Origin of the sequence: Flavobacterium enshiense, from assembly GCF_040750275.1 — a bacterium.
In the GTDB taxonomy this organism is placed as follows: domain Bacteria; phylum Bacteroidota; class Bacteroidia; order Flavobacteriales; family Flavobacteriaceae; genus Flavobacterium; species Flavobacterium enshiense_B.
The window spans coordinates 62,206-76,299 of sequence record NZ_JBDOCV010000017.1; the positions used below are offsets into that span (position 1 = coordinate 62,206).

General features: G+C 38.2%; 6 protein-coding genes. 4 read left to right on the forward strand and 2 right to left on the reverse strand.

Annotated features, from left to right (window positions below; all coding sequences use genetic code 11):
• The first annotated feature begins 23 nt into the window (after nt 1-23).
• On the forward strand, nt 24-1,634 hold the full coding sequence (pafA, locus tag ABGT15_RS13480; protein ID WP_367231979.1) for an alkaline phosphatase PafA: 1,611 nt from the start codon (nt 24-26) through the stop codon (nt 1,632-1,634).
• A gap of 11 nt (nt 1,635-1,645) precedes the next feature.
• Here the strand turns inward: pafA and ABGT15_RS13485 are convergent, their stop codons facing one another.
• Together ABGT15_RS13485 and lysA are read right to left on the reverse strand one after the other, a co-directional pair.
• Nucleotides 1,646-2,860 (reverse strand): hypothetical protein, encoded by a 1,215-nt coding sequence (locus tag ABGT15_RS13485; RefSeq protein ID WP_367231980.1) that lies wholly within the window; start codon nt 2,858-2,860, stop codon nt 1,646-1,648.
• A gap of 215 nt (nt 2,861-3,075) precedes the next feature.
• Nucleotides 3,076-4,281: a diaminopimelate decarboxylase gene (lysA, locus tag ABGT15_RS13490; protein ID WP_367231981.1), complete on the reverse strand. Its 1,206-nt coding sequence runs from the start codon at nt 4,279-4,281 to the stop codon at nt 3,076-3,078.
• Between the two features lie 395 nt (nt 4,282-4,676).
• Between lysA and ABGT15_RS13495 the strand changes: the two genes are divergently transcribed.
• The 3 genes from ABGT15_RS13495 to ABGT15_RS13505 all read left to right on the forward strand — a co-directional run.
• A complete protein-coding gene (locus tag ABGT15_RS13495) occupies nt 4,677-5,921 on the forward strand; it encodes a sensor histidine kinase (RefSeq protein WP_367231982.1) in 1,245 nt (414 codons plus the stop codon).
• A complete protein-coding gene (locus ABGT15_RS13500) occupies nt 5,911-6,303 on the forward strand; it encodes a response regulator (protein ID WP_367231983.1) in 393 nt (130 codons plus the stop codon). Before ABGT15_RS13495 ends, ABGT15_RS13500 begins: the two co-directional genes overlap by 11 nt.
• A 716-nt stretch (nt 6,304-7,019) precedes the next feature.
• Nucleotides 7,020-14,094: choice-of-anchor J domain-containing protein (locus ABGT15_RS13505; RefSeq protein WP_367231984.1), on the forward strand; the 7,075-nt coding region annotated here is incomplete at its 3' end.

Below are 14,094 nucleotides of genomic sequence, written 5' to 3' on the forward strand. Positions count from 1 at the left end.
ATTTTTTTATAAAAAAATTGATAATGAAAAGATTATTGCAATTGATGCTGTTAGGGACCGCATCTGCTTTGATGGCACAAGAACGTCCAAAATTAGTGGTTGGGATTGTCGTTGATCAGATGAAAATGGAATATCTCTATCGTTTTTCAGATGATTTTTCTGCTAACGGGTTCAAACGACTGATGCAAAATGGTTATACCTTTCACAATACGCATTATAACTACATGCCAACGTATACCGCACCGGGGCACGCATCGGTTTATACCGGAACAACGCCAAATGTGCATGGCATTGTAGGGAATGAGTGGTTCAACAGAGCTACTGGAAAAGAAATGTACTGTACGGACGATGCTTCTGTGAAAACATTGGGCGACGGTACTAAGAGCGAAGGAGAGATGTCACCAAAAAACCTTCAGGCTACAACCATTACAGATGAATTGAAACTTTCCACCAATTTTAAAGGAAAAGTAATCGGGATCAGCCTGAAAGACCGCGGCGCTATTTTGCCGGCAGGTCATTTTGCCGATTGGGCATTCTGGTACAGTCAGACCGGCTCATTTATTTCAAGTACATACTATGGTCAGCAATTACCGGGTTGGGTTTCGGAATTCAATAACGAAAAGCACTTTCAGAAATATATAGACAAAGGTTGGGATTTATTAAAACCAAAAGCAGTTTATAACGAGAGTTTAACCGATAACAATCCTTACGAAGGGAAACTGTATAAAAAGACGCCATTCTTTCCGTACAGTTTGAAAGAAATGCATGCCGATAATAATCCTGGGATTTTGCGATCCACTCCTTTCGGGAATAATTTAATTGTAGATTTTGCGGAAAAAGCCATTGAATCCGAATCCCTCGGAAAAGACAATGTTACCGATTTTCTTACCGTAAGTTTTTCTTCCACAGATTATATCGGGCATACTTTGGGGCCGCGTTCCATAGAGTTGCAGGATACATATCTTCGTTTGGATGAATCCATCGCCGAACTGCTTTCCTATCTGGATAAAACCGTAGGCAAGAACAATTATATGGTTTTCCTGACTGCCGATCATGCCGGAGCAGAAAACGTAACGTATCTGAAAGATAACAAATACGATGTGGAAAACATTCCGTGGAAGAATATTGAAAGGGAATTGGCGGAGTTTTCCGTAAAGACATTCGGAACGGATTTGGTTTTGAATTATTCCAACTTCAATATCTTTTTTAACAAAGAAACCATAAAAAGCAAAGGTTTGGAATTGCCGAAGGTTAAACAGGCTTTTAAAGAATACCTGCACACTCAACGATACGTGAAAAAAGTGTATTCCGAAGAAGAAATCCTGACTGCCTCATCCAGCGATTATTACCTGACATGTATTGCAAGAGGTTATGATCCGATTCAGGATGGTGATATGATCGTACTTTTCAAACCCGGTTATGTGGAATATACTGCTACAGGAACCACGCATGGCAGCCCTTACAGTTATGATACTCACGTGCCGCTTATTTTTTATGGCTGGGGAATTGAAAAAGGAGAATCCCACGATAAAAAAGCAATTACGGAAATTGCACCAACATTAGCCCAGAAGTTGAAAATTCCGTTTCCAAACGGTACTGAGGCGGAGGTATTGACCGAGGTTTTAAAGAAATGATTTTACAGTTCCTAAAACACATTGTAAAAGCCCCAGTAGCAGAACAAGCCAATTAGGACAACGCAACAAATCGAATTTAAGATTAAAATAAATTTCGTATTGCTGGAAAAACCTTCGTTTCGAAATGCTTTAAATGTAAGGTTTCCTATTGGAATTAGGAGCAACAGTAATAGGAAAGGAAAATAGGATAAAGCCGAAATTACCCATGAAAAGTGATCCTGATAAGGTGCTTTAAAGTAAAAAATATTTATGTTCGTGCATAAAACAAACATGTAATAGAGTAAAACAATTCCAAAAGGAAGAAAGAACAGTATGTATTTTGCATGCTGTTTTTTGTTTCGGATATATTGAATTACGAAATACAAAGACGAGAAAATAGAAAACAAGCCAATGGCCATCAAAAGCAATCTTATTTTTTCATTGCTTTGTGGGGTTTGATAGGAAATTAGTTTTTCAAATTCTTCGTTTTTTGGAAACAGGTTTTGGATTTCAAAGATGTGGTTGCCTTTTTTAAGTTCTTCTTTGATGTTGAATTCGACCCCGTTTTTATAATTGTGGTAGAAGTAAAGATTTACGGTGCCATCATTAGGATTCCAGATGGAACTTAATAATGTACCGTCTCCAATTTTTTCACGACAGACATGCATTGTGTCGGATAAAGCAGTACAAAATTCAAGCGAAGTATTTGGTTTTTTGTTTTGCAAAAAAGTAACTCCGTTCTGATAGCGATCCAAACGACTGGCTTCTTTTTTACTGGTTTCCGATGGACAAAAATTGGAAAGAACATATTTCGAATCGTAACCGACTGTCATCAGATACGGCTCAACTATCAGGTATTTACCGGACGGTTCGACATAAATGAAGACATCGTCCATAAAAAAGCTGTGATTGTATTGACTGATGAATTTTTGCACATCCTCAACGGTTTTACAATTATGCAATATGTTTTTTAAATAAAGCGTCGGGTTAGTGATTTTTTGTTTTTGCTCCATTCCGGAAGTTTTCTTTGGAGTGATATAACTCGCTAATCTTGAGAAACAAAGCCCGTATTCATTCATCCCGGATTGTGGTGCAAAGCCATTAATGCCATCAAATCGCGAACCCGTGAAAGCTGCACCATATCGATATTTAGCATTAGCAGTTTCAAACCAAATTTTAGGAGTCGTTCTCCACGCATCCTCGTTGCATCCGATTATCGTTTTTCCGTTTACAGTTATTTTGTACATGCTGCAAGAGCTCGTTTTTTGTAAAGGAAGCAATGCTATCAAAAGAAGAAAGCACACTTTTTTTGCGAATGTGGTCATGGTGGTCTTAGTTGGTTTGTAAGAATAAAACGATTGTTAAGCCAAAATGTTACAAAGAAGTATATATTATTTTCAAAGTGTAATGTGCAATTTCTAGCATAAAAAAATCCCGCTAAAATGAGCGGGATTTTTTATGATTACAATTCAATTTCAATCTGATTTCTTAAAATATCTTCAAACGTTTCACGTTGACGGATTAAATGTGCTTTTCCTTCATGCCACAACACTTCGGCCGGTTTAAAACGAGAGTTATAATTTGAAGACATTGTGAAGCAATAAGCCCCGGCATTTCGGAAACTTAAAATATCACCTTCTTTAATTTCGGCTATTCTTCGGTTGGTGGCAAAGGTGTCGGTTTCACAAATGTACCCTACCACCGAGTAGAAACGTTCTTTTCCTTTCGGGTGGGTGATGTTCTCAATAAAATGTTCCGAACCGTAAAACATCGGACGGATCAAATGATTAAATCCTGTATCGATTCCTGCGAAAACCGTTGAAGTAGTTTGTTTTACCACGTTTACTTTCGCTAAGAAAAATCCAGCTTCACTTACCAAAAATTTTCCAGGTTCGAAAGTTAAGGTCAATTCACGGCCGTATTCTTTTTCGAAAGCCAAAAAGCGTTTGGTTAATTTTTTGCCTAATTCTTCCACATTGGTTTCGATGTCGCCTTTTTTGTAAGGTACTTTGAAACCGCTTCCGAAATCGATAAAATCCAATTCTTTGAAATGTTTGGCAGTATCAAATAGAATTTCTGCAGCATACAGGAAAACTTCAATATCCAAAATATCAGATCCGGTATGCATGTGGATACCGTTGATGTGCATTTTTGTATTTTCCACAATTCTCAGTAAATGCGGTAACTGATGAATTGAAATTCCGAATTTACTGTCGATATGACCTACCGAAATATTTGAATTCCCTCCGGCCATTACGTGTGGATTGATGCGGATACAAACCGGGATATTAGGATGTTTCGCGCCAAATTGTTCTAAAATTGATAGATTGTCAATGTTGATTTGTACGCCTAAAGCGGCTACTTGTTCAATTTCATCCATAGAAACACCGTTGGGCGTGTAAATGATGTGATCCGGAGCAAAGCCGGCATGCAAGCCCAATTGTACTTCCTGAATGGAAACGGTGTCAAGTCCGGAACCCATCTTCTTCAGTAGCTTAAGAACAGATAGGTTTGACAATGCCTTGACTGCATAATTGATGCGCAGCTTTTCCACCTTGGAAAATGCATTGGTTAAACGGTTGTACTGTGATTGAATTTTCGCGGCATCATACACATAAAGCGGACACCCGAACTCTTCTGCTACTGAGAGTAATTGATTAGATTCCATAATTGATTAAATTTTTCGTAAAAATAATAAAGTTTTAATTAGCTTTTTTGTTAAGTTGACAATATGTGTGAAATTTTGTTGTATTTGTAAAATTTCATAACGGAAAGTTTATTTATTCACAATTGAAAAAGTGCCTGTGATTAATTTTTTAAAATTTCTTTCTTTTTTTATAAGAAAAATAGTAAATTACAAGTCCAATTATTTCCAACCGCAAGATGGCAAAGCATAGAATCACAGATAAATTAAAGCTTCCCAGCGTTTATTTTCTTTTTTGCGTTGTGTTTTTGTCATGCGCGTCTTTAATTTTTATTAATTATTGTACAATCAGGATCTTATCGGCAAATCGGGCATATGTAAACGGCGAATCGCATTATTCAAAAGGGCAGAAGGATGCCGTGCGTTATCTCATTACTTATGTTTATACGAATGATGAAATTAACTGGAAATTGTTTGTGCAGGAAATTAATGTGCCTAAAGGAGATGGAGATGCCCGAATTGCTTTATTCAATAATCAAAGTGATGATTTGGTAAAAAAAGGCTTGAAAGCAGGCAGGAACAATGAAGAGGATTTTGATGACATGATCTGGCTCTTTAAAAATTTCAGGTCGGTTCCTTTTTTGGCAAGAGCCATCGAAGAATGGACCAAGGGAGACGCACTGATAAATGAGTTGTCGAAATTGGGGCAAGAGATTCGGCAAAAAGTTACTACGTCAAGTTTGGATGATTCCAAAAAAAAAGCACTTCTGATAAAAATTGGGGCCATCAGTGATAAACTGACCATAAATGAACAAAATTTTTCCAATACTTTGGCCGTAGGCTCCAGGAAAATTAAAGCGTATCTGGTTTTTGCGAATGTTTTTTTTATTTTGGTTATAATCAGTTGTGTAAGTGTATATTTTTCCGCAATGATGAAAAAGCTTCTTGAATCTGCTAAGGAAATTGAACACAAGAATAAAGATTTGTTACTGGTTAATAAGGAATTGGATAATTTTGTTTACAGTGCCTCTCACGATTTAAGATCACCTCTAACTTCTTTGAAAGGACTCATCGAAATTGCTAAAGAAGAAAAAAACAGTGAGCAACTGCAACATTATTTTGAACTGATGAGTCAGAGCATTGCCATGCAGGATCAATTTATCAGTGATATTATTGATTATTCCAGAAATAAACGAAAGGAAAGTGTGCGGGAAATGGTAAGTCTTAATAAAATTATTGATGAAGTCCTCACTCAATACCGCCATTTGAGCGAGACGAAGACTATTAAAATAAAAAAGAAATTAGAAATCGATGAAATACATAGCGACGGTTTGAGATTGAAAATTATTTTGAATAACTTAGTATCCAATGCTATAAAGTATAGTGATAAAGAAAAGACCGAGAGAATTATTGAAATTAGAACGAGCCATGAAAACGAATTCCATAAAATTGTAGTAAAGGACAATGGTATTGGAATTAAAAATGAAGTTAAGCCCCGAATATTTGAGATGTTTTTTGGAACTAACCACAACCTTGGTTCCGGATTAGGATTGTACATAACAAAAGAAGCTGTAGAAATCCTGAACGGAGAAATAACGGTTAATTCTGAAATGAATGAAGGAACCACATTTACCGTAATTGTACCCAATCATTATGAAGCCTGATTATACCTTTTTACTTATTGAAGATAATGTGATCGATCAGTTGGTCACGACAAAACTTTTAAAAAACACATTAGGACATTTTAATATTAATATCGTTAGTAATGGAAAAGAAGGGATTGAATGGCTTTATGAATATCAAAGCAATTTTAGTGAATCCTTGATTATTCTTTTGGATATAAAAATGCCTGAGATGGACGGTTTTGAATTCCTTTCACACTACGAACTGCTGCCGGATGAAGTTAAAAGTACCACTGAAATCTTTATGCTTTCCTCTACTATTGATAGCAACGATATTAAAAAAGCGAATGAAAACAGTTATGTGAAAAAACTTTTCAGTAAGCCTCTACCTGTTCAACAGTTTAAAGAAATGATAGCTGATTAGTACAGTGTTTTGATATTTAGTGTTTTAATATATTTTAAGATTGATTGTCTGGATTTCTAGATTGCATCCTTCACTAAATTAGGTGAGTGTGAAAATCACCAAAAATGGTGATTGATAGTTGCTTTTCTTTTTTTTAATATTGCCTTGCTAAACATTTATTTAATACCCTCACTCTTATTAAAGCCACTCATTCGAGTGGTTTTTTTGTTTCATTTTTATATAAATATTGATTTGAGCTTACTAATACAAGAGTAGTAGCATTCTTGCCGTGCCTATAAAATTTTACTTAAGATGCATTTTGTTTTTGAATGTCAAAAGCAATTATGAAGACACGGATAAATTTATTTCCAATGATGTTTTCTATTTTATAAATGCTATTCCAGGCTCAAAAAAATAAAATAAAGACTATTTTATTATTATTCTTTATGGTTGAAAAACCTTATAAAAACTGTCTTTTTTTTAGAGCGTAATAACTTAACTTCAGAGAGTAAAGCTGTAAGGGAAGTGAGTATTTATGCGAAAAAACTTAAACTTATTTGGTTTCATCGTCTTTTTGGTTTTAAAAACGGTTTTGGTGTTTAAATCCTTTATTTTCAAGCTTTTAATGTGTATTTTTAAGTTTCAAAATTCGGTAAATACCAAAGTGTCACCTATATTAAATAGGAATTATACAATTATTTTTATTCCACAACCGTATAATCAAAAAGTGTAATAAAATGCAAGAAAAATTACGATCAACTAATTTGAAAGTATTGCAAAATTATCGACATCTTTTTTTATCAAAAGAGGATGACGGAAATTGCAATAAAATAAGAGGAGGTCTTTTCGCCTTTCTTTTATTTTTCTTCTCCGTAGCAGGATATAGCCAGTTGGCTACAGAATCCTTCGAATCGGGGATACCGGCTTCTTGGACAAGATTCCAAAACAGTTTTGGAGTAAGTAGCTGGGGAACCATTCCCGATGGTTATTTAGGAGGCAACGCAGCGTATGTAAATCCGGCTGCAGATAATATTGGAGCGAGCAATACGGCTCAATATTATTTGGTTACTCCATTGTTAAGCGTTCCTGCAAACGGAGAAATCCGATTTTTAACCAAGCAGGGCAGCGCAACAAATTTAGGAACGGTTTATGAATTAAGAGTATCGACGACTACTTCAAACATCAATGATTTTGGTGTTCTTTTACAGTCTTGGGACGAAACGACATTGAATACCTCGGCTACTACATATGAAGAGAAAGTTGTAACCATTCCAACAGGGATTCCGACAGGAACACAAATTTATTTAGCATTTGTTGCTAAAAATACACAGCCAGGAGCTGTACCATCTGGGGATTCTTGGTTTGTTGATAATGTGCGTGTTATTGAAGGATGTTTAAAAGTGCAGTCGGCAAATTTTACGGTTAGTAATATAACATCAACGGGTGCTACTTTGGCCTGGACACATCCAACCGCAACAAATTTCGATATTCAAATAGTTCCTCAAGGAAGCGGACCTGCTTCTTCAGGAACACCTACAGGAACTTCGTATGTTGCTACAGGATTAACTGCAGCTACAAATTATGATGTTTTCATCAGGACAATTTGTGATGCTTCAACCGCAAGTGGTTGGGCAGGACCATTTCCAATGCGAACTTCCATAATTGGTACTGCATGTACTGACCCAATTGTGATTTCACCTACAGAAGCTTCTCCTTATATTTTAAATTCAAATTTGAATTTATATCAAAATGCTTCAGTTGTTTATACAACACAAGGTACAGGATGTCTTTCACCAGCGGTAACTGGCAACTATTTAAATGGAGCTAAAGCTTTCTTTAAATTAACTCCCACACAAACAGGATTGATCAATGTGATTACAAATCCATTAGGAAGTGCTGGAGGATCAGGTTGTTTTGCTAATACCAATACGGGTACTTTTATTTATCAGGATTGTGCCAGCGTAGGGTTTTCCTGTTTGGCAGGAATAAGCACAAACGCTGTTGGACCAAAACAAATTTCAAACTTTTATGTACAGGCGGGACAGACTTATTTTATTGTGTTGTCTTCCAGCTTGTCTGCAACAGCAAGCATTTGTTTCAACTTCAGAGTGGAATATGCAACTTGTGCACCACCAGCAGTTTATACGTATAAAAATTTACAGCAAACTACGGTTTCTTTTTCATGGAACAATGCAGGAAACCTAGCAAGTGCTTGGGAATATTTAGTGTTGCCGGCTGCATCAGCTGCACCAACAGTTGCTACTTCAGGGACACCGACAAGTACCAATACAGATAATGCGATTTCTGGATTAACTGCTGCTACAGCATATAAATTATATGTGAGATCAGTATGTGGCGGAACTCCGGGAGCATGGGGGACAGGTTACGCTTTCAAAACGCAGTGTGATATGTTTTCGACGCCTTATACTACTGCTTTTACGGGTACTTCAGCAACAGTTTCGGAACCTTGTTGGACGCCAATCGACGTGAATAATGACGGGTTAACCTGGTCATATTTGAGTAGTGAGGCTACGATGCAGACCAGTACCAATCAAAATTATAACTATGACATGTTTGCTTCTCCTCAGGTAAACTTTACTGGGGTTCAGAAGCGTTTACGCTATAAATACAGAATGGCTGGATCTGGTAGTGCAAAATACTCAGTTCGTATTTCTACAACTGGAGTAGGATCTGCCGATTTTGTTACAGAATTATTGCCGGAAACTTCGGTTACTAATACTGCATTAGTTGAAAAAATCATCAACATTCCTACTTCTTTTACCGGACCGATTAACATTGCTTTTGTGGTAGCTCCAGGAACAGGACAGACCGCAACAAGAATTAATATTGACGATGTTTTCATTGAAGACAAGCCGGCATGTTCGAACCCAATTACGCCTGTGGCACAAAACATTACCACTACATCTGCCGATTTAAAATGGATAAAGGGTGATGTAGAAACACAATGGGAAGTGGTTATTCAGCCTTTAGGAACGGGAGCACCAACAGGAAGCGGAACTTTGGTAAGTGTTGGAGATGCAAACGTAACGTTAAACGGGTCAGATGTTACTTATACACCTGCTGGTCTAAATCCAGCAACACGTTATGAGTATTATGTGAGAGCTTATTGCTCTTCTGCGTTACAAAGTAGCTGGGTAGGACCAATTAATTTTACCACTTTGTGTGTGGCAGTTAACGCGCCTTACTTGGAAACATTTAATGATTCAGATCCTACCACAAAAAAATTCTGCTGGTCTACCAATAACGTAGACGGAGGTGTGGGTTGGTCTATTACAGCGGGCGGAGAAGCAGATATTCGCAGAGGATTTGGTACGCCGTCCGGATATAATGACTGGTTGATTTCTCCTGCAATTAATGCAGTAGGAAACAAAAAACTTAGTTTCAAATACAGAGCTTTAATGAATATTTTTGCCTCTACCATCAGACATGGGGTTGAGGTGTTAATTTCTACTACAGATACCAATCCGGCAAGTTTCTCAGTGATTATGCCTTGGACGGAATTCAACAATTCTACTTATCAGGAAAGATCATTGTACTTTACAGGAAACGGTACAGTTTATATTGCATTCAGAGTACCACCTGGAGTGACTTCACCGGGTCTATTATCAACTCTAAATATTGATGATGTAAAAATTGAAGATGCTCCTGCGTGTCCTAATCCTTTTAATATAGCTTCTGCAAACGTTACAGCAGATACAGCTACATTATCTTGGGGACAAGGGTATGCTGAAACACAATGGCAAGTTGTAGTTCAACCACAAGGAACAGGTACTCCAACAGGATCTGGTACTTTGGTAGGAGTGGGGACACCTAACTTCAACTTTACGGCACCAACTGCTACTTACGGCGTTACAGGCTTAGCACCAGCTACTAATTATGAAGTTTATGTAAGAGCTTATTGCGATGGGACAAACCAGAGTGAGTGGGTTGGACCTGTTAATTTCAGAACGTTGTGCGCGCCAATCAATACGCCATTTGCGGAAACATTTGATTCGAATTCAACTACGGAAAACTGTTGGAGAGTTGTCAATCAAAACAACGATAATACAACATGGACGCTAAACAACACAACATATCCTTATGAAGGAGACAACGCAGCTGCTATGTTTACCGGTACCAATGGTGCCAATAATGATTGGTTGATTTCACCAACCTTTAACGTTACTGCAAATCAACGTTTGCGTTACTATTACAGAGTGAATTATTTCGAATTTACTGAAGATTTAAACGTTAAATTGTCGACTAACGGAATTGCTTTATCGGAGTTTACAACCACATTGTATGACTCATCTACTGATCCTGTTTTAATTAATAATGAAGTTTATAAAGAGAAAATTATCAACCTTCCTCCGGGAATCACTGGTAATATCAATATAGCTTTCCAGGTGCCTTTCCATACTCCGATGCCGGAAGGATACAGAGGACAATTATTAGTTATTGATAATGTAATTATTGAAGATATTCCTGCATGTTCACAAGCATCAAATGTTGTGTCATCCAATTTAACAGATACATCAGTTCAATTATCATGGGCGGCAGATACCAATGTGTCTACATGGGAAGTATCGGTTCAGCCTTACGGATCGCCTGCACCGGTTGGAAATACAAACCCATCGTACCTGCACACAACGACAACCAACAGTATCACGATTAACGGATTAACGCCGGCAATCCGATACGAATATTATGTGAGATCGATTTGTGGCAGCAATCAAACAGAATGGTTAGGGCCATATGAGTTTACAACAAGATGTAGCTATGTTGACTTGTGTGAGTATACCATTACGTTATACAACGGAGCAAACGGTTCAGGACCTGCTGGGCCAATCCAATTGATTCAGAATGGTGTTGTGTTACAGGAAATGACTTTCCCAAGCAGTACGCCATCGACACAGGCTCCTCCACGAGTTTTTACAGTGTTTTTGTGTAATGGGGTTGAGTTTTCATTATTCTGGGATGCAATCGGTACGGTTCCTAATCAGTGGCCAAATGCTTATGTAACTGTTGCTAATTCTTCAGGAACTGTGGTTTGGACCAGCCCGATAGGCTTAGGAACTCCACGAAGAGTAATGTATACAGGGGTTTCTTCTTGTAGTGCAATTGCTTGTCCACAACCTACCAATTTAGCAGTAAATAATCAATCTGTTCTTTCATGGACTGCCGGAGGTACTGAAACCCAGTGGGAAGTCTTTATTCAGCCGGTTGGTTTTGGAGCATTACCTCAATCAGGAACTTTAGTTGGTACAAATTCATATACACCAACTGCTGCTGATTTTGCAAATGCCAATGCTTCCACTTACGAATATTTTGTAAGAGCAGTTTGCGGAAGCGGAAACACAAGTTTTTGGTCAGGACCATTTGAGTTCGTAAGAAACGATGAACCTGCAAACGCAATAGTTGTACCAGTTAACGAAACAGACGATTGTACAGTTTCCGGAACAGATGTATCCTTTATTGGAGCGACGCCTACAACTACTGTGCCTTCAGGTTGTGTAGCAACGAATAATGGAGACATTTGGTTACAGTTTACAGCAACTCAAAAAATACATATTATTGAGGTGAACGGTTTTACAGGGCCATTTTATTATGCATCAGGTGATTTGCCTTATCCAGATATCATGATGACCTTATACAAACAAGAAACAGATGGGACTTTAACACAAATTGCATGCAGTAATAACAATGCAATTACAGCAATGTATTCGTCTGAATTAATTCCGGGTCAGAACTACAAAGTAAGATTGGCACTTAATGGGGCTAGTCCTAACGGAGCTGCACCAAACAGCAGATTATTCAATTTGTGTGTAAGAACACCTGAGAATTTCTGCGATGTAGATGCCGTTAATTATGATTTCGAACAACCCGCTGCTCCGTTTGGAGGGGTGGATAATTTCTGTACTCAATATGTAGTGCCAGGATGGAGACACAATTGGTTAACATGGTCTTCAATATTCTTTGCAGAAAGTGCAACAACAAGTGCAAGTGGATATTATCCATATAGTGGAGGACAGGCTGTTCAGCTTGTTAATGATCCTGAAGCAGATTGGAATCCAACCGATATGGTTAATGTTCGTGGTCATTATAAAGATTTTGACACGTCTGAAATCACGCAGATGGATTATAGTTTTGCCCATGCTGCGAGAAGCGTTTCGGGAACTTCAATCCAGTTACTTGCCGGACCACCTTCAGGACCATTTACATTAGTGGCAGAACATTTGAGAACTGGAACTACTTGGGAATTAATCCAAGGATCGTATATGGTTCCGGCTGGTCAGAACAATACTCGTTTCATCTTCAGAACAAAAGAAAATAAAATAGGTCATATGTTGGATGCCGCTAATTTTAAAGCATTCAACGGAATTAATACCCAGGATATGACTTTGACTTGTAGTCAGACATCAGTGACTGTGGATGCAGAAGGTACGGGACAATGGATAGCGGATGCAGCTAATCCTGCAGTAACCATCATTGAAACGCCAAACGTTAAAACAACTGTTATTTCAGGGTTTAATACACCGGGTGTTTATGTGTATCATTGGAAAACACGCTATTGCGATAAAACCATTACCATCACTTATCAGGGAATTAGTGACGTTGCAACGGTTTCATCTCCGGCTAATTATTGTGTTTCGCAATCGGCGACTCCTTTAACGGCAACGGCTCCGGCGGGGTACACTTTAATGTGGTACACTCAGGCAGTGGGAGGAACAGGTTCAGCTACGGCACCAACACCGGATGTTTCTATAGTTGGTTCAACAGACTATTATGTAAGTGTAGTAGATCCAAGCGGATGTATAGGACCTCGTACCTTGATTACCGCTCAGGTGAATGCACTTCCTACAGCAACAATGTCCGGAACAGCGACAATCTGTTCTGGAGAGAACGCTGCAATAACGTTCACCGGAACACCGAATGCCCTTGTAACCTACACAGTAAACGGAGGTACAAGTCAAATAATAACAATTGGCGATACAGGTACAATTACGTTAGACGCGATCGCTTTAACAGCGAATACCGTTTACGATTTAGTAAGTGTAATGTCGACAGGTGATGCATCATGTACCGTTTCTTTATCTCAAACTGTGAATATAACGGTAAAAGAACTTCCAACAGCAACGATTTCAGGAGAAGCAACCATTTGTAATGGGGAAACTACTGTGATTTTGTTTACAGGAACACCAGGCGCTATAGTTACTTATACAGTAGATGGAGCTGCAGATCAGACAATCACTTTGGACACATCTGGAGAAGCTCAAATACCAACTCCAGCATTGACTGAGAACTCAGTTTATACTTTAGTTGAAGTAATGTCACCGGCAACTTCATGTGTCCAGACTTTATCAGAATCAGTAACGATTACTGTTTTAACAGCGTTAGAGATTGATATTACTGGTGAATGTGAGGGCGCAAGTTACACGATAACAGCTGTTTCATTATCAGGGTCATTTAATCCTGATGCGGTAACGTATTTGTGGTCAGGGCCAAATGGTTTCACGGCAGCAACACAATCAGTGGTAATTACAAGTGCAGGAATTTATAATGTGACAGTTACAACTACAGAAGGTTGTACACTTGAATATAGTGAGTCCATCACTCCTGAAGCTTGTTTAATCCCTAAAGGTATTTCACCAAACAACGACGGATTGAATGATAACTGGAATCTTGACGGAATGAATGCTCGTAAAGTAAGCATCTTCAACCGCTACGGAGCTACAGTTTACGAGCACGGATCGGGTTATACGAACCAGTGGTACGGTCAGTCTAAAGGTGGCGATGAGTTACCGGACGGTA